Origin of the sequence: Cellulosimicrobium cellulans (assembly GCF_016921195.1) — a bacterium.
Lineage (GTDB): Bacteria > Actinomycetota > Actinomycetes > Actinomycetales > Cellulomonadaceae > Cellulosimicrobium > Cellulosimicrobium cellulans_F.
In genome coordinates this window covers 66,114-87,243 of record NZ_JAFGYF010000007.1, presented here as the reverse complement: position 1 = coordinate 87,243, position 21,130 = coordinate 66,114, and the positions used below count along the sequence as shown (strand labels likewise).

Annotated in this window: 19 protein-coding genes; 3 read left to right on the top strand and 16 right to left on the bottom strand. The window is 75.3% G+C overall.

From position 1 onward, the window contains the following. Positions 1-99: 99 nt before the first annotated feature. Entirely contained in the window at positions 100-369 is a 270-nt protein-coding gene (rpsO, locus tag JN535_RS14900) for a 30S ribosomal protein S15 (RefSeq protein WP_021479897.1), read from the bottom strand. Positions 370-636: 267 nt separating this feature from the next. Here rpsO and JN535_RS14895 point away from each other — a divergent pair, with 267 nt between their 5' ends. Beyond that, entirely contained in the window at positions 637-972 is a 336-nt protein-coding gene (locus tag JN535_RS14895; protein WP_205206357.1) for a hypothetical protein, read from the top strand. A gap of 102 nt (positions 973-1,074) precedes the next feature. Here JN535_RS14895 and JN535_RS14890 read toward each other — a convergent pair whose 3' ends face one another. The 9 genes from JN535_RS14890 to rimP all read right to left on the bottom strand — a co-directional run bounded on the left by JN535_RS14890 (position 1,075) and on the right by rimP (position 11,231). Continuing rightward, positions 1,075-2,691, bottom strand: coding sequence for a DUF6297 family protein (locus JN535_RS14890; RefSeq protein ID WP_205206356.1), 1,617 nt, complete (start codon positions 2,689-2,691; stop codon positions 1,075-1,077). Positions 2,692-2,693: 2 nt separating this feature from the next. Further along, a complete protein-coding gene (locus JN535_RS14885; protein WP_205206354.1) occupies positions 2,694-3,398 on the bottom strand; it encodes an ABC transporter ATP-binding protein in 705 nt (234 codons plus the stop codon). A 2-nt stretch (positions 3,399-3,400) separates the two neighbouring features. Then, on the bottom strand, positions 3,401-4,435 hold the full coding sequence (locus JN535_RS14880; protein ID WP_205206353.1) for a bifunctional riboflavin kinase/FAD synthetase: 1,035 nt from the start codon (positions 4,433-4,435) through the stop codon (positions 3,401-3,403). A 106-nt stretch (positions 4,436-4,541) separates the two neighbouring features. Further along, on the bottom strand, positions 4,542-5,525 hold the full coding sequence (truB, locus tag JN535_RS14875; RefSeq protein WP_205206352.1) for a tRNA pseudouridine(55) synthase TruB: 984 nt from the start codon (positions 5,523-5,525) through the stop codon (positions 4,542-4,544). A gap of 4 nt (positions 5,526-5,529) precedes the next feature. After that, positions 5,530-5,982, bottom strand: coding sequence for a 30S ribosome-binding factor RbfA (gene rbfA, locus JN535_RS14870; protein WP_205206351.1), 453 nt, complete (start codon positions 5,980-5,982; stop codon positions 5,530-5,532). Between the two features lie 143 nt (positions 5,983-6,125). Next, positions 6,126-8,990 carry a translation initiation factor IF-2 gene (gene infB, locus JN535_RS14865; protein ID WP_205206349.1) on the bottom strand — a complete coding sequence of 955 codons (2,865 nt, stop codon included), beginning with the start codon at positions 8,988-8,990 and terminating at the stop codon, positions 6,126-6,128. A gap of 157 nt (positions 8,991-9,147) precedes the next feature. After that, positions 9,148-9,471: a YlxR family protein gene (locus tag JN535_RS14860; protein ID WP_240201218.1), complete on the bottom strand. Its 324-nt coding sequence runs from the start codon at positions 9,469-9,471 to the stop codon at positions 9,148-9,150. An 81-nt stretch (positions 9,472-9,552) separates the two neighbouring features. Further along, positions 9,553-10,614, bottom strand: coding sequence for a transcription termination factor NusA (gene nusA, locus JN535_RS14855; RefSeq protein WP_205206346.1), 1,062 nt, complete (start codon positions 10,612-10,614; stop codon positions 9,553-9,555). A 2-nt stretch (positions 10,615-10,616) separates the two neighbouring features. Beyond that, positions 10,617-11,231: a ribosome maturation factor RimP gene (rimP, locus tag JN535_RS14850; protein WP_205206344.1), complete on the bottom strand. Its 615-nt coding sequence runs from the start codon at positions 11,229-11,231 to the stop codon at positions 10,617-10,619. Between the two features lie 150 nt (positions 11,232-11,381). On the opposite strand from rimP, the gene JN535_RS14845 reads away from it, so the two are divergent. Continuing rightward, entirely contained in the window at positions 11,382-12,485 is a 1,104-nt protein-coding gene (locus JN535_RS14845) for a DUF4439 domain-containing protein (protein ID WP_205206343.1), read from the top strand. A 154-nt stretch (positions 12,486-12,639) separates the two neighbouring features. On the opposite strand, the gene JN535_RS14840 is transcribed toward JN535_RS14845, so the two are convergent. Further along, positions 12,640-14,508, bottom strand: a complete 1,869-nt coding sequence (locus JN535_RS14840) for a proline--tRNA ligase (protein ID WP_205206341.1) — start codon at positions 14,506-14,508, stop codon at positions 12,640-12,642. A 33-nt stretch (positions 14,509-14,541) separates the two neighbouring features. On the opposite strand from JN535_RS14840, the gene JN535_RS14835 reads away from it, so the two are divergent. Beyond that, complete coding sequence (locus JN535_RS14835; RefSeq protein ID WP_205206340.1) at positions 14,542-15,465, top strand: Fpg/Nei family DNA glycosylase; 924 nt, start codon at positions 14,542-14,544, stop codon at positions 15,463-15,465. A gap of 18 nt (positions 15,466-15,483) precedes the next feature. Here JN535_RS14835 and JN535_RS14830 read toward each other — a convergent pair whose 3' ends face one another. From JN535_RS14830 to JN535_RS14810, 5 genes are all read right to left on the bottom strand, one after another. Then, on the bottom strand, positions 15,484-16,434 hold the full coding sequence (locus tag JN535_RS14830) for a GNAT family N-acetyltransferase (protein ID WP_374100514.1): 951 nt from the start codon (positions 16,432-16,434) through the stop codon (positions 15,484-15,486). Positions 16,435-16,441: 7 nt separating this feature from the next. Continuing rightward, positions 16,442-17,581 (bottom strand): flavodoxin-dependent (E)-4-hydroxy-3-methylbut-2-enyl-diphosphate synthase, encoded by a 1,140-nt coding sequence (gene ispG, locus JN535_RS14825; RefSeq protein ID WP_205206481.1) that lies wholly within the window; start codon positions 17,579-17,581, stop codon positions 16,442-16,444. 132 nt (positions 17,582-17,713) lie between these two features. Then, on the bottom strand, positions 17,714-19,024 hold the full coding sequence (locus JN535_RS14820) for a M50 family metallopeptidase (protein WP_205206339.1): 1,311 nt from the start codon (positions 19,022-19,024) through the stop codon (positions 17,714-17,716). A 58-nt stretch (positions 19,025-19,082) separates the two neighbouring features. Continuing rightward, entirely contained in the window at positions 19,083-20,282 is a 1,200-nt protein-coding gene (gene dxr, locus JN535_RS14815) for a 1-deoxy-D-xylulose-5-phosphate reductoisomerase (protein WP_205206338.1), read from the bottom strand. Between the two features lie 58 nt (positions 20,283-20,340). Further along, on the bottom strand, positions 20,341-21,120 hold the full coding sequence (locus tag JN535_RS14810) for a class I SAM-dependent methyltransferase (protein ID WP_307868767.1): 780 nt from the start codon (positions 21,118-21,120) through the stop codon (positions 20,341-20,343). Between the last annotated feature and the right edge of the window lie 10 nt (positions 21,121-21,130).

Here is a 21,130-nt window from a genome sequence, read left to right as displayed (position 1 = left end):
GTGGGTGGTGTGCGGCTGGGTGGTGCTCAGCCGGGGTGTGACGGGTACATCACACCAGACCAGCCCGGTCCCCGCAGGGACCGGGCTGGCGGTGTCGTGTCAGCGACGCAGACCGAGGCGCTCGATGAGGCTGCGGTAGCGGTTGATGTCGACCTTCTGCAGGTAGCCGAGCAGGCGACGGCGCTGGCCGACGAGGAGGAGCAGACCACGACGGCTGTGGTGGTCGTGCTTGTGCTCCTTGAGGTGCTCGGTGAGGTCCTTGATGCGCTGCGTGAGGAGCGCGACCTGGACCTCGGGCGAACCGGTGTCGCCCTCGCTCGTCGCGTACTCGGTCATGATGCGCTGCTTCGTGGCAGTGTCGAGCGGCACGGTTCTCCTTCGGGTTCGTTGCGCGGTGCGCCGGGACGGTTCTCCCGGGCTCTCTGGATCCGCGGCCGGTCAGACGGCGCATCCATCTTACCAGGTGGACGTGCTGACTCGGCCCGGCTCCGCCCGCGGGACCGCGCGCCCGGACCCGTGACACGTCGGCCGACCCCGGACGCGCCTCCCGTGGCGCCGGCCACCTGCGCAGGATGCCGCGCCGTCGGGCCTCGGCGACCCCGCGGTGCGCGAGGGCGCGCCGCGCTCGTCGGAGAGGTGCGCACGGCGGCCACGCGCGGGCGCCGTGCTCGGCGTCGGCGTCGGTCCCGGCGCGCCGCGGACCGGGCGGCGGCCCTGCGCCGCGGGCGCATCGCGATCGAGTTCCAGCAGCCGTGGCTCGTGGACGACCCGCAGGCGCTCCTCGTCGACGAGCCCGCGTCGGCGCTCGACCACGGCCGCGGCGTGCAGGTCGTGGAGCTCGTCGTGCGGCTCGCGCGCGAGCTCGACGCGGTGGCCCATCTGGTGACGCACGACGAGGCGACGCTCGGCCCGGTCGCCGCCAGCGTGCACCTGGTGGACGGCCGCCTCGTCGAGGCGTCGGCAGCCGTCTGAGGCCGCCGGAGCCGAGACAGCGGTGCCCCGCAGGGCGCGGGGCCCCTCGTACGCCGCACGTGCTCTCTCGTCCGGGTACGGCGGTCGCGGCGGAGGTCGAGGTCAGCGCACCGCCCGCACGTGGGTCGCGACCGCGAGCGCCACGACGGCCGCGAGCGCCTGGGCGACGACGGCGACCCAGCCCGCCGTGCCCACGAGGAGCGCGACCCCGAGCGGGACCGCGCCGAGGACCGCGAGGTCGGGACCCTTGCGCAGGACGGCGGCGGCACCCGTGGGCACGCCGCCCGCGGGCGTCGCGAGCAGCGGGCCGCCCCAGTTCGGCGGCTCGCGGTAGGCGCTGCGCACGGCGGCTCCGCCCTGGACGACGGCGGTGAGCGCGGCCAAGGCGACCCAGCGCGCGTCGCCCGTCGCGACGACGAGCGGTGCCGAGCCCGCGAGGAGGCACGCGGCGGCCGTGAGGGTGGGGACGACCGCCCGGGCGAGGCGGGTCCAGCGCGCGGCGAGCGGGACGAGCGCGTCGACGACGGGGGCCATCTCCGCGGTACGTGCGCCCTCGGCACCGAGCACGGCGGCGCCGAGCCCGGCCACGACCAGCACCGCGAAGAGGCCGAACCCCGAGCCGAGGCCGGGGACCTGCTGCGCGACGACGGTCAGCGCGCCGAGGCCGACGAGCTGCGCGAGCGCGGAGGGGCTCCGCCCGAGGAGCACGAGGTCGGCCGCGACCACCGCGCCGAACGGGCCCCGCACGGCCGCGAACCGCCGCGGGCGCCGGACGCGGACGCGCGCCGCGCCCGCCCGGCGCAGGGCGCGGCCGAGATCGCGCGTGTCGAAGGAGAGCACGGCGCCCCCCACCTGGTCCGCGACCGAGCTCTGCGCGCGCAGGACGGTCGCGCCGAGCGACTCCAGTCCGCGCCACCAGCGCAGCACGAGCACCGCGGCGACCGCGAGGAGCCCGACCGCGACGAGCGGGGGCGCGGCGAGGGCGGGCAGCCCGGGGCGACCGACGACGACGAGCGCGAGGCCCACGACCGGCACGGCCGCGACGGCGACGTCGCTCGCACGAGCGAGCGCCGCCGCCGCGCGGGGCGACGGCTGGGCGAGGCCCGTGACGGAGACCAGCAGGAGGCCGAGGACGCCGCCCGTGAGCGCGCCCCGCAGGGACGCACCGGCGTCGAGCCCTGCGGCGACCGCGACGACGGCGGTCCCGACCGCGCCGAGGACGCCGCCGAGCAGCACCGCTCGGACGAACGACGGCACGACGAGCCCGCGCCGGTCTGCCGGTGTGGGCGCCCACCAGCGCACGCCCGCGCTGCCCGCGCCCACCGGACCGAGGCGCACGGCCGTCCCCGTGAGGAACGCGAGCAGCGCGGCCGTCCCGAGCGCCTGGACCCCGCCCGGCCCGAGCACCTGCTGCGAGCCGGTCGCGGCGCCGGTGTCCAGCGACGAGCGCAGCATCGTGGCGAGCCCGACCACCCAGACCGTGGCGAGCGCGACGGACACGACCGCGTACGCGACGTCGACGACGATCTCCCCCGGCCCGGCATCGGCCCGCGCCGCCGCGGCGCGCGCGGTCAGGCGCCGCAGCTCGCGGCCGGTGAGCAGCTCGTCGGGATCGGTGCGCAGCCTGCGCACCGCGCCGTCGCGGCCGTCGTCGCGGCCGTCGTCGCGGTCGGCACCGCGGGTCGCTCCGCGGGCTCCGTCGGGGTGCGCGCCGGTCACCGTCAGCGCACCGCCAGCAGCGCGTCGTGCGTGTCCGCCGGCTCGAGCGCGACGCACGCGTCGTCCCCGACGAGCAGGCCACGGGCACCGGTCCGCGCGACCAGGTCGGGGTCGTGCGTCGCGAGGACGACCGCGACGCCGCTGCGCGCGTCGTCGACGAGCAGGCCCGCGAGCCGCTCGCGCATGCCGGGGTCGAGGCGCTGCTCCGGCTCGTCGAGCACGAGCAGCTCGCGCGGCCGGACGAAGCCGGACGCCAGCAGGAAGCGTCGTCGCTGGCCCGACGAGAGCGCCGACGGCAGCGACGCCGCCTGCTCCGCGATCCCGAACCGGTCGAGGAGCGCGTCCACGGCCGCGCCAGCACCAGCCACGCCGTGCCCGCGCGCGACGAGGACGAGGTGCTCGCGCACGGTCAGGGCGGGGAAGAACGCGTCGTCGTCGAGCACGCCCGCGACCCGCGCGCGGAAGTCCCGCTCGCGCTCGTCGACGGCACGCCCGAACGCCCGCACCGCGCCGCCGAGCGCGGGCTGGAGACCGAGCAGCGTGCGCAGGAGCGTCGACTTCCCGCTGCCGTTCGCGCCGATGACGACGACCAGGTCGCCCGGGGCCACGGCGAGGTCGACGGGCGCGCACACCGCGACGTCCGCGTAGCCGACGCGCAGCGCGCGCGCCTCCAGCACGGGGGCAGGGCTCGGGGCGGGAGCCGCCACGATCAGGCCCCCGTGGGCGTCGCGGCCTGCTCCCCGCCCCGGACGGCGAGGAGCTCGCGGGCGCGCGCGACGTCGTCGTGCATCTGGGCGACGAGGGGCTCGATGCCGTCGAACCGCAACGTGGGACGCAGCCGCTCGACGAGCTCGAGCACCACGTCCTCGTCGTACAGGTCGAGGTCGGCGCGGTCGAGGACGTAGGCCTCGACGCGGCGCTCGACACCGTCGAACGTGGGGTTGGTGCCGATGGAGATCGCGGCTGGGAGCCGGACGTCGGCGTGCTCGGGGTCGGCGCCCGCGAGCTGCGGCCGCTCCAGCCACCCCGCGTACACGCCGTCCGCCGGGACCATGCCGCTGATCGAGCCGAGGTTCGCCGTCGGGAAGCCGAGCTCACGGCCCCGGGCGTCGCCGTGCACGACCGTGCCCCGCACGCGGTGCGACCGGCCGAGGATCCGCGCCGCCTCGCGCACGTCGCCCGCCGCGAGCAGGGCCCGCACGCCCGTGGACGACCAGCGCACCTGCGAGTCGCCCGGCGCGCTCTCCTCCGTGACGGGTACGCCCTGGTGCTGCCCGACGTCGTCGATCGCCACGACCTCGAACCCGAACCGCGACCCGAGCTCGACCATGGTCTCGAGCGTGCCCGCGTTGTCGCGCCCGAACCGCACGTCGTGGCCCACGACGACCGTGCCCACCCCCAGCCCGTCGACGAGATACGTCCGCACGAACTCCTCGGGGGTCTGGCGCGCGAACTCGAGCGTGTACTCCACGAGGAGGACGGCGTCGAGACCCGTCCCGGCGAGCAGCTCGACCCGGTCCGCGATGCCCGTGATGAGCTCGGGCGCGCTCTCGGGGCGGTGCACGACCGCCGGGTGCGGGTGGAACGTCACGGCGACGGCGCGCGCGTGGCGCTCGCGCGCGAGGTCGACGATGCGGCCGAGCACCTGGGCATGGCCGCGGTGGACGCCGTCGAAGTTGCCGATCGTCACGACCGACGGGCCGAAACCCGGGGGAACCTGGCTCAGGTCCGTCCACAGGTGCACGCGAGAACTCCTCCGGTGAGGGGGTGGGTCGGGTGCGCCGGCAGGGAGTCGTCGGCGCCGCTGGACAAGACTGCCACGCCCCGGCCGCGGCGCCGAACCGAGGGCGTCAGGCAGGCGCCAGGACGAGCACGGGCCTCGCGAGGTCCGCGCCGCCGCGGCGCGTGTCCTCGACGAGGGCGACGAGCTCGCCGGCCGGGGAGATCGCCGCCGTGGTCCCGGGCGCCCCGGTCCCGGGGATCCACTGCCCGTACGACAGCGCCGTGGCCTCCTCCGGCGTGAGCTCGCGCACGGGGAACGTCGCGCGCGCAGCGTCGGCGAGCGGCAGCGTCGCGAGGACGCCGTCGCGGTCGGCCTGCGCCTCGAGCTCCTCGAGCGTCGCCGCGACGTCGAGCCCGTACCCGCCGACGCGCGTGCGTCGCAGGGCGGTGAGGTGCCCGCCGACGCCGAGCGCCGCCCCCAGGTCGCGCGCGAGCGCGCGCACGTACGTGCCCGACGAGACGGTCACGGCGACGTCCACGTCCAGGGCCGGGGACGCGCCGTCGGGCAGGCCCGACGGCTTCCCCGGCGCGACCGCACGGACGTCGCGGACCTCGAAGCGCGAGACGACGACGGGCCGCGCCGCGAGCGCGACGTCCTCGCCCGCCCGCGCCCGGGCGTAGGCGCGCTTCCCGTCGACCTTGATCGCGCTCACCGTGCTCGGCACCTGGAGGATCTCCCCCGTGAGGTCGGCGATCGCGCGGTCCAGGTCGGGGCGCCCGACGCCGGACGCGTCCGCGGTCGCGACGACCTCGCCCTCGGCGTCGTCGGTCGTCGTGCTCGCGCCGAGCCGGATCGTCGCGTCGTAGTCCTTGTCCGCGCCGACGACGTACGTGAGGAGCTTCGTCGCCCGGCCGACCCCGAGCACGAGCACGCCCGTCGCCATGGGGTCGAGCGTGCCCGCGTGGCCGACCTTGCGCGTGCCCGCGAGCCGGCGTCCGCGACCGACCACGTCGTGGCTCGTCCAGCCGCCCGGCTTGTCGACGACGACCAGACCGTCGGGCGCGACGGGCCGCCGCTCACGACGGTCCTCCCTGGGCGATCGTCCGCCCACGTGCTCAGGCCCGGTCGTCGTCGGCGGCGGCGTCCGCGTCCTCCGAGGAGCGGTAGGGATCCGCCTCCCCGGCGAAGGCCTTGCCCTCGCGCAGGGCCGCGAGCTCGGCGTCGCGTCGGCGCGCCTCGACGAGCGCGGCGTCGAGGTGCGCCGCCGTCTCGGGGACGGAGTCGAGGTGGAACTCGATCGTCGGCGTCAGGCGGATCCCCGTCTGCTTGCCGACCTCGGACCGGATGAGCCCCTTCGCGCTCTCCAGCGCGGCGGCCGTCCCGGCCCGCTCCTCGTCGGTGCCGTACACGGTGTAGAACACGGACGCGTTCTGGAGGTCACCGGTCACGCGCACGTCCGTCACCGTGACGAACCCGAGGCGCGGGTCCTTGATCCGCGTGTCGAGCAGCTGCGCGACGATCTCCTTGATGCGGTCGGCGAGCTTCCTCGCCCGAGGGTGGTCGACCATGGCTTCTTCCTTTCGTGCCGAGCGTTCCGGCTCCGGTCCCGACGACCGTACGCCGAACGGTGCCCGTCAGCCGGGCGGGACCTCCGGGAGACGAACGCCCGGGGGCGGCCACGAACCGTGACCGCCCCCGGGCGTGACGAGCGTCAGGAACGCGGCTTCTCCCGCATCTCGAACGTCTCGATCGTGTCGCCGACCTGGAGGTCGTTGAACGAGCCCAGTCCGATACCGCACTCGAAGCCCTCGCGGACCTCGGTCGCGTCGTCCTTGAAGCGCTTGAGCGACTCGACCGTGAGGTTGTCCCCGATGATCTTGCCGTCGCGCAGGACGCGGGCCTTGGCGTTGCGGCGGATCTCGCCCGAGCGGACGATCGAACCGGCGATGTTGCCGAACTTCGAGGAGCGGAAGATCTCGCGGATCTCCGCGGTGCCCAGCTGGGCCTCCTCGTACTCCGGCTTGAGCATGCCCTTGAGCGCGGCCTCCACGTCCTCGATCGCCTGGTAGATGATCGAGTAGAAGCGGACGTCGACACCCTCGCGCTCGGCCAGGTCCTCGACGCGCTCGCCGTACTTCACGTTGAAGCCGATGATGATCGCGTTGTCGACCGTCGCGAGGTTGACGTCGTTCTGCGTGATCGCACCGACACCGCGGTGGATGACGCGCAGCTCGACCTCGTCGCCCACGTCGATCTTGAGCAGCGCGTCCTCGAGGGCCTCGACGGCACCGGACACGTCGCCCTTGAGGACGAGGTTGAGGGTCTCGACCTTGCCTTGCTGGAGCGCCTGCGTGAAGTCCTCGAGGCTGATGCGCTTGCGGCGCTTGGCCAGGAGTGCGGCGCGCTCGGCGGCCTCGCGCTTCTCGGCGATCTGGCGTGCCGTGCGCTCGTCGGGCGCCACGAGGAACGTGTCGCCCGCGCTCGGCACGGACGCGAGACCCAGCACGAGGACCGGACGGGCGGGGCCCGCCTCGGTCACGGCGTTGCCGTGCTCGTCGAACATCGCGCGGACGCGGCCGTGGGCCGTGCCGGCGACGATCGCGTCACCGACGCGCAGCGTGCCGGACTGGACCAGGACGGTCGCGACGGCGCCGCGGCCCTTGTCGAGGTTCGCCTCGATGGCGACACCGCGTGCGTCCTTGTCCGGGTTCGCGCGCAGGTCGAGCGAGGCGTCGGCCGTGAGCAGGACGGCCTCGAGGAGGTCGTCGATGCCCATGTTCTGCTTGGCCGACACGTCGACGAACATGGTGTCGCCGCCGTACTCCTCGGCCACCAGGTTGTACTCGGTGAGCTGCTGGCGGATCTTGGCCGGGTTGGCCGACTCCTTGTCCACCTTGTTCACCGCCACGACGATCGGCACGTTCGCCGCCTGGGCGTGGTTCAGCGCCTCGATCGTCTGGGGCATCACGCCGTCGTCCGCGGCCACGACGAGGATCGCGATGTCCGTCACCTGCGCACCGCGGGCACGCATGGCGGTGAACGCCTCGTGACCCGGGGTGTCGATGAAGGTGATCGCGCGCTCGGTGCCCTCGTGCTCGTGGCGCACCTGGTACGCACCGATGTGCTGGGTGATGCCGCCGGCCTCGCCCGCGACGACGTCCGTCTGGCGGATCGCGTCGAGGAGCTTGGTCTTTCCGTGGTCGACGTGGCCCATGACGGTGACGACCGGCGGACGAGCCACGAGCTCGTCGTCGCCCTCGGCCTCGAGCTCCGCGTCCAGGTCGATGTCGAAGGACCCGAGCAGCTCGCGGTCCTCCTCCTCGGCCGAGACCATCTCGATGACGTAGCCGAGCTCGGCCGCGAGCGTGCCGAACGTGTCCTCGTCGAGCGACTGCGTCGCGGTCGCCATCTCACCGAGGTGGAAGAGGACGGTGACGAGGCTCGCGGGGTTCGCGTCGATCTTGTCGGCGAAGTCGTTCAGCGAGGAGCCGTGACGCAGCCGCACGACGGTCGAGCCGTTCCCGCGGGGAACCTGCACGCCGCCGAGCGACGGCGCCTGCATCTGCTCGAACTCCTGGCGCTTCGCGCGCTTCGACTTGCGCCCACGGACCGGCCGACCGCCGGCGCGCCCGAAGGCGCCCTGCGTCGAGCCACGACCCGCGCCACCGCGACCGCCGCCGCCGGGGCGACCGGCGAAACCGCCGCCACCACCGGGAGCGCCGCCGCCACCGGGGCGGCCGCCGAAGCCGCCGCCCCCACGACCGCCGCCCCCACCGGGACGACCGCCGGGCGCAGGACGCTCCCCGGGGCGACCGATCGAGGTACGACCGGGCATCATGCCCGGGTTCGGACGCGGGCCGCCAGGGCGCGGAGCCGGGCGGGGGCCACCGGGACGGGGACCGCCCGGACGCTCACCGGACGCCGCCGCCGCACCCTCGGTGCGCTCGGGACGCGCGCCGGGCCGGGGCATGCCCTGGCTCGACGCGAAGGGGTTGTTGCCCGGGCGCGGGGCACCCGGACGCGGTCCGCCGCCCTGCCGGGGCATGCCCTGGCTGGAGGCGAACGGGTTGTTGCCCGGGCGCGGGGCGCCGGGGCGCGCGCTCGAACCACCCGGACGGGGGCCGGGGGCGTTCTGGCCGCCACCCGGCTTGGGCGTGGCGGTGGGCTTCTGGGGGGCGGGACGCTCGGCCGCGGGGGCCTGGGGCGCCGGCGCCTTGGGTGCCGGAGCGGCGGGGGCCGGAGCCTGGGGCTCCTTCGCGGACTCGGCCTTCGCCGGGGCGGGCGCCGCCGGCTGGGGGGCGGACGCCTCCGCCTTCGGTGCGGCCGGCTCGGCCTTGACCTCGGGCTTCGGGGCCGGCTTGGGCGCGGCCGGACGCGCGGGGGCGGGCGCCGCCGCGGGCTTGCTCGCGCCGCCGCCCCCGGCGGGGAAGGCGTCGCGCAGCTTGCGGACCACCGGTGGCTCGATGGTCGAGGAGGCCGAGCGGACGAACTCACCGAGCTCCGTCAGCTTGGTCATGATGGTCTTGCTCTCCACCCCGAGCTCCTTCGCGAGCTCGTAGACGCGGACCTTTGCCACAACTCTCCTGTCTCGGTCCGCCCCGGACAGGGAGGACCGTCGTTAGTGCTGGGTGCTCATCGCTGGGTACTCATCGGGTGCCCATCGGCTTCTAACCCGCTTCCTTGTCGACGTGTCGTGCTTGCGACCCCGTACGGACGGGGCCGTGACGCATGGCTCAGAGGCGCTCTCCCGGACGGGCCTCGATCGCGGCGCGGACCGCGGCGAGGTCGAGGGGCCCGGCGACACGCAGGGCCCGCGGGACGGCCCGCCGGCGTTCCGCCGTCTCGAGGCACCGGGTCGACGCGTGGAGCCACGCACCGCGACCCGGCAGCGACCGCCCGGCGTCCACCACGAGCCGTGGCTCGTCGGTGCCCGCGCCGGACCGGTCGAGGACCAGACGGAGGAGAGCTGACCGCAGGTCGCGCTCCCTGCACCCGACGCACGTGCGGACGGGACCCGATCCCGTGGGAACGGGGCGGGTCGTGGAGTCCGGGGGCATGGTCGAGGTGCGGGCTCGCGGCCCGGTCGATGACAGTCTACCGCGCCGGTCCGTCATCCGTGACCGTCCCATGCCCCGCGGCTACCGGTCGGCAGCGCGGGGACCTGCGGGAGCGGCACCGTCCGTCCCCTCGGCCGGGGCGCCGCCCTCGTCCGAGCGGATGTCGATGCGCCACCCCGTGAGCTTCGCGGCCAGGCGGGCGTTCTGCCCCTCCTTGCCGATCGCGAGCGAGAGCTGGAAGTCCGGGACGACGACACGCGCGGCCCGAGCCGCCTCGTCGACGACCGTGACCGACGACACACGGGCCGGCGACAGCGCGTTCGCGACGAACCGTGCGGGGTCGTCGCTGTGGTCGACGATGTCGATCTTCTCGCCGTGCAGCTCGGCCATGACCGCGCGCACGCGCGAGCCCATGGGCCCGATGCACGCGCCCTTGGCTCCGAGCCCGGGGACGCGCGAGCGGACGGCGACCTTGGTGCGGTGCCCCGCCTCGCGCGCGATGGCCGTGATCTCCACCGAGCCGTCGGCGACCTCCGGGACCTCGAGCTCGAAGAGCTTGCGCACGAGGTTCGGGTGCGTCCGGCTCAACGTGATCTGCGCGCCCTTCATTCCCCGGGCGACCTCGAGCACGTACGCGCGCAGGCGCTCGCCGTGCACGTACTCCTCCGTCGGGACCTGCTCGTGCGGCGGGAGGACCGCCTCCGTGCCGCCGACGTCGACCAGGACGACGCGCGGGTCGCGACCCTGCTGGATGACGCCCGCGAGGACCTCGCCCTCCTTGCCGCGGAACGTGCCGAGGATCTGGTCGTCCTCGGCGTCGCGCAGACGCTGGACGATGACCTGGCGGGCGGTCGACGTCGCGATCCGGCCGAAGTCGGCGGGCGTGTGGTCGAACTCCGGGCCGTACTCGACCGGGCCGCGCGGGGCGCCCTCGTCGTCGGTCTCCGCAGTGGGCAGCTCCTCGCGCGCCCACACCGTGACGTGCCCGGTCTTGCGGTCGAGCTCGACCCGGGCGCGCGAGTAGGCGTCCGGGGTGCGGTGGTAGGCCGACAGCAGGGCCTGCTCGATCGCGGCGACCAGGACGTCGAGGCTGATGTCCCTCTCGCGCTCCAGCAGGCGCAGCGCGCTCATGTCCACGTCCATCGTCAGGCCTCCTCGTCGCGGGCGGTCGTGTCGTCGGTCGAGCCGTCGGTCTCGTCGAGCTCGGGCAGGTCCGCCTCGAGGGCGCGCTTGAGCTCCACCTGCACCTGCCCGCGGACCACCTCGGCCAGCGGCACGACGCGCTCCGTCACGGCACCGCGCGCGCCGGGCACGTCCAGGACGAGGTTGGGGTCGACCTCGGACCCGGCCCGCAGGCGCCCCTCGACCGTGCCGCCGTCGGCGAGCACGAGGCGCACGAGCCGACCACGGGCGCGCCGGAAGTGGCGGGGCTCGGTGAGCGGTCGGTCGGTGCCGGGCGTCGAGACCTCGAGCGTGTACGCGCCGCTGAGCGGGTCCACGGCGTCCAGGGCCGTGGAGATCGGGCGCGTCGCCTCCGCCACCGTGTCGAGGTCGAGGTTGCCCTCGACGTCGTCGGGGAGGTCGAGCACGACGCGCACCACGGACCGGGCGCCGGCGCGGGACACCGTGACGTCCTCGAGGTGGAGACCCGCCTCCACGACCACCGGCTCGATGGCCTCGCGCACGCTCTCGCGGAGCGCGTGCGTGGCCGCGTCGCCTCCGGATGCCTTGCCGGGCTGACCGCCCGCCTGCCCTGCCATGACTCAGCTCCTGTCCGTGTCCCACGCCGGGTACGGAAGACGACCGGTGTGTTGTTGTCTCGGGATCTCCCGACGATCCGCTCGTCGGGACGTTCGACCGGGGACCAGCCTAACGACTCACGGCCCCCGGACGTGACATCATCGCCCTCGATGAGCCCCCACGCGACCGCGGTGCCCGCCGCGACCCGTTCCCGCCCGCGCCGGACGCCCCGGCCCCGCGGCCGGCTGCTCGCGGTCCTCACGGTGCTCGCGACGGGCGTCCTGGCGGCCGGGTGCGGCGTCCGGCTGGAGACCCCGCCGCCCGCGGAGCCCTCCCCCGACGCGGTCGAGGTGCTGCGCGCCGGCGCGGTGGACGACGCGCTCACGGTCGCCGGCCTCGTGGCGGACGTCACGCCCGGTGTGACCGACCCGGCGACCCTCGCGACGCTCGAGGAGGTCGCCGCGTTCGCGGCGCGGCACGTCGACGCCCTCGGCGGGGTCTACGACTCCGGCCTGGACGACCTCGACCGCCCGGACGACGGCTCGACGACGACCGCCCCGGCGCAGGGCGCCGACGAGACGGCCGACGACGCACCAGGCACCACGGACGCCACGACGGACGGCCCGACGGACGGCCCCGGCGACGGCGCCGTCACGACCGACGACGTCGTCGTCGCGCTCGTCGAGGCCGCGCGGCGCACGAGCGCGTCCGCCGACGCGTCGACGGACGCCGGGCTCGCGCGGCTCCTGGCGTCCGTCGCGGCCTCGGAGCACGTCTCGGCGCAGCGCCTCGCCGCGCTCACCGGGTCGGCTGCGGCCGACGAGCTCGTGACGACGGCCCCGCCCGTCGAGGAGGCCCCGGCCGGGATCGGCGCCGCGGACCTCGCGACGCTCGTCGAGACGGAGGACGCCGCCGGGTACGCGTACGAGGTGCGCGCGGCGCAGTCCGAGGACGACGCGCGGACGGCGGCGGTCGCGCGCGCCGCCGAGCACCGGGCGCGCGGCCAGGCCTGGGCCCTCGTCGCCGGGACGGACGGCACCGCGCAGGACCCCCGTCGCGTCGCCTACGTGCTCCCGGACGACGCGGACGTCGCCGCCCTGGCACGCCAGGTCGAGTCCGGCCTCGCGCAGACGTACGCGAGCCTCGTCGCCATGGCTGCGCCTGCGTCCCGGGCCGAGGCGGTCGCCCTCCTCGTCGACTCGTGGGCGAGCGCGGTCGCGTGGGGCGAGGCCCCCGTCGCCCTCCCCGGGCTCCCGGAGCAGTCGGCCGGCTGAGCCTCGCCCACGGCCTCTGCGGTGCGGGCGCCGTCCACCGTCCGGGTTCGGGCACGCGGTCCGCGTGCCGCGCACGGCCGCCACCCCTCGCACCGGGACGACGGCGCCCCGGCCCGTGTGCCGGGACCGGGGCGCCTTCCGATCGTGCCTCGTGTCAGCCGAGGAGCTCGGCCACCTGCGCCGTGACGTGCTCGACGGCGTCCGCGACCGCGACCTCGACCGCCTCGCCCGCGCGCGGGTGGACCTCCACGACGCCGTCGGCGAGGCCGCGTCCCACGACGAGCAGCAGCGGCACGCCGAGGAGCTCGGCGTCCTTGAACTTCACGCCCGGCGAGACCTTGGGGCGGTCGTCGTAGATCACCTCGACGCCCCGGGCGGCGAGCTCGGTCGCGAGGCGCTCCGCCTCGTCGAACACGCTCGCGTCCTTGCCCGTCGCGAGGACGTGGACGTGCGCGGGCGCGACGTGCGCGGGCCACGCGAGCCCGGCGTCGTCGTGGTTGGCCTCCGCGAGCGCCGCGAGCACGCGCGTCACGCCGATGCCGTACGACCCCATGGTCACGACGACCTGCTTGCCGTTCTCGTCGAGCACGGTGAGGCCGAGCGCCTGGGCGTACTTGCGACCGAGGGCGAAGATGTGGCCGATCTCGATGCCGCGCGCCAGCTCGAGCGGGCCCGAGCCGTCGGGCGCGGGGTCGCCCGCGCGCACCTCGGCGGCCTCGACGGTGCCGTCGGCGGAGAAGTCGCGCTCGGCGACGAGGTCGAACACGTGCCGGCCCGGCTCGTTCGCACCGGTGATCCAGCGCGTCCCCGCGACGACGCGCGGGTCGAGGAGGTAGCGCACGGAGTGCCGCTCGGGCACCTCGCCCTCGGCGACCTCCGTCGGCGCGTCCCTCCGGACGTTCGGGCCCAGGACCTGCGGGCCGATGTAGCCCTTGACGAGCTCGGGGTGCGCGGCGAAGTCCGCGTCCGTCGCCGGCTCTACCTCGGCCGGCTCGAACGCCGCGCCGACGCGCTTGAGGTCCACCTCGCGGTCGCCCGGCAGCCCGACGACGACGACCTCGCGGCGTCCGTCCGGGTGCGTGAGGGCGAGCACGACGTTCTTCAGCGTGTCCGCGGCCGTCCACTCGCGGTCCGGGCGCGGGAAGCGCGCGTTCGCGAGCGCGACGAGCGACTCGATCGTCGGGGTGTCCGGGGTGTCCTCGACGTGCGCGGCCGGGGCGTCCGCGTAGTCGACCGCCTCCGGGACGGGCGTCACGACGGCCTCGACGTTGGCGGCGTAGCCCCCGGGCGAGCGCACGAACGTGTCCTCGCCGATCGCGGTCGGGGTGAGGAACTCCTCCGAGCGCGAGCCGCCCATGGCGCCGGACGTCGCGGCCACGATGACGTACTCGAGACCGAGCCGGTCGAAGATGCGCCGGTACGCGGCGCGCTGCACCTCGTACGAGCGCTCGAGGCCCTCGTCCGTCGTGTCGAACGAGTACGCGTCCTTCATGACGAACTCGCGACCCCGGATGAGGCCCGCGCGGGGGCGCGCCTCGTCGCGGTACTTGGACTGGATCTGGTAGATCGTCAGCGGCAGGTCCTTGTACGACGAGTACAGGTCCTTGACCAGGAGCGTGAACATCTCCTCGTGCGTCGGCGCGAGGAGGTAGTCGCCCTCCTTGCGGTCCTTGAGCCGGAAGATGTTGGGTCCGTACTCCGTCCAGCGACCCGTCGCCTCGTACGGCTCCTTGGGCAGCAGCGCCGGGAAGTGCACCTCCTGCGCGCCCGCCGCGGCCATCTCCTCGCGGACCACGTCCTCGACCTTGCGCAGCACGCGCAGCCCGAGCGGGAGCCAGGTGTAGATGCCGGGGGCGGCACGGCGGATGTAGCCGGCTCGCACGAGGAGCTTGTGGCTCGCGACCTCGGCGTCGGCCGGGTCCTCGCGCAGCGTCCGGACGAACAGGGTGGACAGGCGCAGGAGGTCGGCGCCCCGGACGCGGGTGGAGGCCGCGGCGGGCGCGCCGGACGTGACGGAAGACATGCGCCCCACCCTACCGGCGGGGAGGATGTTCCCATGCCCGAGCTGCCCGAGGTCGAGGCCCTGGTCCGGTTCCTCGACGACCGCGCGACCGGACGCACCGTCGTCGCCGCGGACGTCGCCCAGATCGCCGCGCTCAAGACGTTCGACCCGCCCGTCGGCGCGCTCGTCGGCCGCGTCGTCGCCGGCGCGCGCCGGCACGGCAAGTGGCTCGACCTCGTCCTCGCGCAGCCCGTCGGTGGCCCGCCCTCCCCGGGGCCCGACGAGGAGATCCACCTCGTCTTCCACCTCGCCCGGGCGGGATGGCTCCGGTGGTCCGAGAAGGCGCCGACGACGCCGGTCCGTCCCCGGCTCGGTGGCAGCGGCGGCGGGAAGGCGGCGGTGCTCGCGCTGCGCGTGCGGTTCGACGACGGCTCGGGCTTCGACCTCACCGAGGCGGGCACGCGCAAGCGGCTCGCGGTCCACGTCGTCCGGCGCCCCGACGAGGTGCGGGCGATCGAGACGCTCGGGATCGAGCCGCTCGACCCGGGCTTCACGCCCGAGGCCCTGGGTGAGCTCATGGCGGCGCGCAACCAGCAGGTCAAGGGCCTGCTGCGCGACCAGTCGTCGATCGCCGGCATCGGGAACGCCTACTCCGACGACATCCTGCACGCGGCGCGGACCAGCCCGTTCAAGCTCACGCGCTCGTTCACGCCGGACGAGGTCGCCCGGGTGCACGCTGCCGTGGGCGAGGTGCTCGCCGAGGCCGTGGCGGCGTCGTCCGGCAAGCCGGCCGCCGAGCTCAAGGACGCCAAGCGCGCGGGGATGCGCGTCCACGGGCGCACCGGGCTGCCGTGCCCCGTGTGCGGGGACACCGTGCGCGAGGTGAGCTTCGCGGACCGCAGCCTGCAGTACTGCGCGACGTGCCAGACGGGCGGGCAGGTGCTCGCCGACCGGCGGATGTCGCGCCTGCTCAGGTAGCGCACCGGTCGTGGCTCGTCAGAAGAGGACGGTCGCGTACGTGCCGACCTGCTCGAACCCGACGCGGCGGTACGTCGCGAGGGCGCGCGTGTTGTAGTCGTTGACGTACAGCGAGACGACGGGCGGCGCGGCCCCGCGGGTGGTCTCGGCCGGGGAGCCCTGGCGAGCGAGGTGCACGACGGCGGCCATCCCCGGCGCGGCGAGGCCCTGTCCGCGGTACCGCGGGTCGACCCACACGCCCTGGACCTGCGCGACGTGCGGCGTCACCGCGCCGAGCTCGGCCTTGAAGACGACGTGCGGCGCGCCGTCCCTCCCCGCGAGCCGGACGAACGACCGGCCGGCGAGCACGAGCGACCGCACGCGCTCCTCGTACGCGCGCCCGCCGCCCTCGACCGGCGAGTAGCCGACCTCCTCGGTGAACATCCGCACGCACGCCGGCAGGACGACCGGGACCTCGGCGGGGACGGAGCGCCGGACCCCGGGGTCGGGCTCGACGTCGGGCTCGCGGTCGATCGCGAGCGAGGGCTGGTTCGCCCGGATCTCGCGCGGCGACGGCCAGTGCGGCGCGAGCAGCTCCCACAGCGCGAGGACGGCGTCGCGCTCGCCCACGACCGACGACGACCGCCGCCCCGCGTGCCGTGCGAGCTCGGCGAACGCCGCGACCGCCGCCCGCGCACGCGACGCGTCGAGCGACACGGGCACCACCGGGACGAGGTTCGCACCCGCCCAGCACACCGCCTCGAGCGGGCCGACGGCCGGGAACCCCCACGCCTGGCCGCCGGCCGCGTGCAGGCCCGCCTGCTGGGCGACCGCGAGCCGCGCGGCCGCGAGCGTCGACGCGACCGGGTCGCCCGCGCACACCGCGAGCGCCTCCGGGACGTCCGCGTCGACGAGCACGCGCGCCCGGTCCGACGATCCGCCCCGCGCGCGAGCTCGCAGGGCCGGGACGGACGGGCGCCAGCGGCTCACGAGGGCGTCAGCCGACCGTGACGACCGGCGGGCCGGCCTGCGCGTCGTTCTCCGGCGTCATGGTCTCCGCGATGCGCAGCGCCTCCTCGATGAGCGTCTCCACGATCAACGACTCAGGCACCGTCTTGACGACCTCGCCCTTGACGAAGATCTGCCCCTTGCCGTTGCCCGACGCGACGCCGAGGTCGGCCTCGCGCGCCTCGCCCGGGCCGTTGACGACGCAGCCCATGACCGCGACGCGCAGCGGCACCTCCATGCCCTCGAGACCGGCCGTGACCTTCTCGGCGAGCGAGTACACGTCCACCTGCGCGCGGCCGCACGACGGGCACGAGACGATCTCGAGCTTGCGGGGGCGCAGGTTGAGCGCCTGGAGGATCTGGTTGCCGACCTTGACCTCCTCGACCGGCGGCGCCGACAACGAGACGCGGATCGTGTCGCCGATGCCCTTGCTCAGCAGGGCGCCGAACGCCGTCGCCGACTTGATCGTGCCCTGGAACGCCGGGCCCGCCTCGGTCACGCCGAGGTGCAGCGGCCAGTCCCCCGCCTCGGCGAGCAGCTCGTACGCGCGCACCATGACGACCGGGTCGTTGTGCTTGACGGAGATCTTGAAGTCGTGGAAGCCGTGCTCCTCGAAGAGCGACGCCTCCCACACGGCCGACTCGACGAGCGCCTCGGGCGTCGCCTTGCCGTACTTCGCGAGCAGGCGCGGGTCGAGCGAGCCGGCGTTCACGCCGATGCGCAGCGACACGCCCGCGTCCGACGCCGCCTTCGCGATCTCCTTGACCTGGTCGTCGAACTTGCGGATGTTGCCGGGGTTCACGCGCACCGCGGCGCAGCCCGCGTCGATCGCCGCGAACACGTACTTGGGCTGGAAGTGGATGTCCGCGATCACGGGGATCTGCGACTTCTTGGCGATCGCCGGCAGCGCGAGCGCGTCGTCCGCGCTCGGCACCGCGACACGCACGATGTCGCAGCCCGACGCCGTGAGCTCCGCGATCTGCTGGAGCGTGGCGTTGATGTCCGTCGTCGGCGTCGTCGTCATGGACTGGACGCTGATCGGCGCGTCGCCGCCGACGTCCACCTTGCCGACCTTGATCTTGCGGCTCTTGCGTCGCGGCGCGAGGACCGGCGGCGGCGCGGCAGGCATTCCGAGACTGATGGGTACGCTCACGCCCCTAGTATCCCCCGCCGGGCGTCCGACGCGGCACCGCCAGGCTGTCCGGGACGTCACCTTCCCGCTCGGTCCCGCACATCTTCGCGGCCCCTCCACGCGCCGCGGCTACGTGAGGCGGACGGGGTCGATGATGTCGGCGAGGATCAGCAGGGCGCCGACGCCGACGAGGACCACGAACATCACGTACGCGACCGGCATCATGCGCGCCAGGTCGGCCGGCCCCGGCCGCGGGCGACCGCGGACGCGCGCGACCGTGCGCTTGGCGCCCTCGTAGAGCGCGTTGACCACGTGCCCGCCGTCGAGCGGCAGGAGCGGGATGAGGTTGAAGACGAACAGCGCGACGTTCAGCGCGGCGAGCAGCAGCAGCATCGTGACGACGCGGTCGAGCACCGGGCTCTCCGCGCCGGCGACGTCCACCGCGACGCGGCCGACCCCGACGACGCTCATCACGGAGTCCTGCCCGCGGGGCGCGTCGGTGAACGCGGCCTGAGCCGCCTCGTAGACCTTGACCGGCAGGGTGACGATGATCCCCGCCGTGCCGCTCACCTGCTGCCACGTGGCCTCCGCGGCCACACCGATCCCGGCGGGCGTCCGCTCGACGGTCGGCGCGAACCCGACGAACCCGGCGGGCTCCGTGACCGGCTCGCCGTCGTCGTCGACGACGGGCGTCCCGTCCTCGGCCACGACCTGGCGCTCCACGTCGACGGGCGTGATGGTGAGGTCCACCCGCTCGCCGTCGCGCTCGACGACGACCGGCGTCGCCTGCCCGGCGGCGCCGCGGATCATGCCGGAGAGCTGGTCCCACGAGGTGACGTCCTCGCCGTCGAACGCCACGATCGTGTCGCCCGGCTCGAGGCCCGCGGCGGCGGCCGGCGACGGGGCGGCGCCGGCGGCGCACTCCTGCTCCTCGGCCGTCACGGCGGACGGGACGCACGCGTTCACCGAGCCCACCGTGGTCGTGACCGCAGGCAGGCCGATGCCGACGCACACGATCGCCATGAGGACGAACGCGATGAGGAGGTTCATGAAGGGGCCGCCGAGCATGACGACGACCTTCTTGGGCGCGGAGAGGTTGTAGAACGCGCGGTGCTCCTCGCCCGGGCGGATCTCCTCCGTGCTGGCGTCCCTCGCGTCGGCCACGACCTGGGAGAAGAACCCGCTGCCGCGGGGACGGGAGCCCGCGGGCGCGGGCGGGTACATGCCCACGAGGCGCACGTAGCCGCCGAGCGGGATCGCCTTGAGGCCGTACTCGGTCTCGCCCTTGGTGCGCGACCACAGGGTCGGGCCGAACCCGACCATGTACTGGCTCACGCGGACGCCGAACTTCTTCGCGGGCACCATGTGCCCGACCTCGTGCAGCGCGATCGAGACGACGATCCCGACCACGATCACCAGGATGCCGATCAGCGTGGCCATCGTTCCCTCTGCTCCCTCTCGACGTCGCGGGCGGTCGCCCCGCCGCGACGGTCGCTCGTCACCGGCGGTCCAGCAGCTCGTGGGCGCGCGTGCGCGCCCACGCCTCGGCCTCCACCACGTGCTCCAACGTCAGCGCGTCCGCGGGAGTTCCGTCGTGCGCAGCGAGCACGCGCTCGACCGTGGTCACGATGTCACCGAAACCTGCGCGTCCGCTGAGGAACGCCGCGACGGCCTCCTCGTTGGCCGCGTTGTACACGGCCGGGTGGGTCGCGCTCGCCGCGACGGCGGCGCGCGCCAGGCTCACCGCGGGGAACGCGGCGTCGTCGAGCGGCTCGAACGTCCACGACGTCGCGGCCGTCCAGTCGCACGGCGGCGTCACGGGGTCGAGCCGGTCGGGCCACGACAGCCCGAGCGCGATGGGCAGGCGCATGTCGGGGGGCGACGCCTGCGCGATCGTCGAGCCGTCGACGAACTCGACCATCGAGTGCACGACGGACTGCGGGTGCACGACGACCGTGATGTCGTCGGCGGGCACGTCGAAGAGCAGGTGCGCCTCGATGAGCTCGAGGCCCTTGTTCATGAGGCTCGCGGAGTTCACGGTGACGACCGGCCCCATGGCCCAGGTGGGGTGCGCGAGCGCCTGCTCGACCGTGGCCGCCTTGACCGCGTCGGCGTCCCAGCCGCGGAAGGGACCGCCCGACGCGGTGAGGATCAGGCGCCGCACCTCGGCTCTCGTCCCGGAGCGCAGGCACTGCGCGATGGCCGAGTGCTCGGAGTCCACCGGGACGATCTGGTCCGGGCGCTGCTGGGCCGCGCGGACGAGCGCTCCCCCGGCGACGAGCGACTCCTTGTTCGCGAGCGCGAGCGTGGACCCGGCGCGCAGCGCGGCGAGCGTCGGGCCGAGCCCGACGGAGCCGGTGACGCCGTTGAGGACGACGTCGCTCCCCCGCCCGGCGAGCTCGGCCGCGGCGTCGGGTCCGGCGAGCACCTCCGGGACGTCCCCCTGGCCGGGTCCGGCTCCGGCCAGCGCCGCCCGGAGCGCCGCCGCACGGCTCTCGTCCGCGACCCCGACCGCGCGCACCCCGAGCTCCACGGCCTGGCGCGCGAGCAGGTCGACGTCGCCACCGCCCGCCGAGAGCGCCTCGACGCGGAACCGGTCCGGGTGGGTCCGGACGACGTCGATCGCCTGCGTGCCGATCGACCCGGTCGAGCCGAGGATCGTCACGGTGCGGGGGGTGGGTGCAGGTCCGTCGGGCATGGCTCCCATCCTCCCAGGCCGCGGGCGGTGCGCGGGCACCGTGCCGGTCGTGGCCCCGTCACCGCGGGGCGGTCCACTCGAGCGTGTACCGGAAGAAGAGCCGACGGCGCACCCGCACCCCGGGCAGGTGCGCCCGGGCCGTGCGCGCGATCTCGTCGACCGAGTGCCGCGGGTCCCGCACGGGCATGCCCGGAGCGTCGGGCCCGGCGTCGCCGGGCCGGGCTCGACGGGGGTGCTTCACGAGGCCCACGAGCGGGTTGAGGAACGCGGACGCGACGTCGACCGCGAGGTCGCGCGCCGACGCCACGCGCGCGAGCCCCACGACGAGGAGCCGGCCACCCGGGGCGAGCAGGCTGCGGGCGTGCCGGAGCGCCTCGTCGAGGTCGAGATGGTGCAGCACCGCGACCATCGTCACCGCGTCGTAGCCACCGCCTGCGGTGTCGGCCGGGCCCGCCCGGCGTCCCGGCGAGCCGCACGCGTCGGGCGTGCGCACGTCGTCAGGCGTGCGGACGTCGTCGGGCGAGCGGACGTCGTCGAACCTGAGTCGCCGCACGGTGATGGCGGGGTCCTCGTCGTGCCGCGCGCCGGCCTGGGCCACCATGCCGGCGTCGGCGTCGATCCCGTGGACCTCGTCCGCCCGGCGACGCAGCCTGCCGAGGAGGACGCCTGCGCCGCAACCCACGTCGAGCACGACCCGGGCGTCGCGCGGCACGCGCCGCTCGACCCAGCCGTGGAAGTGCTCGTTGTGGTTCCAGGGGTGCCGGGCGTTGACCTCGCTCAGCCACTCCGTGGCGCGCCGCACCCACGGGCTCGAGGACGTCCGGGGGTCGGGGCTCACGCGCGGCGAG

Bases quoted from the DNA above. Each gene is read 5' to 3' on its own strand.
- rbfA (WP_205206351.1), bottom strand. From the start codon at position 5,982: ATGGTCGACCACCCTCGGGCGAGGAAGCTCGCCGACCGCATCAAGGAG.
- JN535_RS14860 (WP_240201218.1), bottom strand. From the start codon at position 9,471: ATGCCCCCGGACTCCACGACCCGCCCCGTTCCCACGGGATCGGGTCCC.
- nusA (WP_205206346.1), bottom strand. From the start codon at position 10,614: ATGGACGTGGACATGAGCGCGCTGCGCCTGCTGGAGCGCGAGAGGGAC.
- rimP (WP_205206344.1), bottom strand. From the start codon at position 11,231: ATGGCAGGGCAGGCGGGCGGTCAGCCCGGCAAGGCATCCGGAGGCGAC.
- JN535_RS14845 (WP_205206343.1), top strand. From the start codon at position 11,382: ATGAGCCCCCACGCGACCGCGGTGCCCGCCGCGACCCGTTCCCGCCCG.
- JN535_RS14840 (WP_205206341.1), bottom strand. From the start codon at position 14,508: ATGTCTTCCGTCACGTCCGGCGCGCCCGCCGCGGCCTCCACCCGCGTC.
- JN535_RS14835 (WP_205206340.1), top strand. From the start codon at position 14,542: ATGCCCGAGCTGCCCGAGGTCGAGGCCCTGGTCCGGTTCCTCGACGAC.
- ispG (WP_205206481.1), bottom strand. From the start codon at position 17,581: ATGCCTGCCGCGCCGCCGCCGGTCCTCGCGCCGCGACGCAAGAGCCGC.
- JN535_RS14820 (WP_205206339.1), bottom strand. From the start codon at position 19,024: ATGGCCACGCTGATCGGCATCCTGGTGATCGTGGTCGGGATCGTCGTC.
- dxr (WP_205206338.1), bottom strand. From the start codon at position 20,282: ATGCCCGACGGACCTGCACCCACCCCCCGCACCGTGACGATCCTCGGC.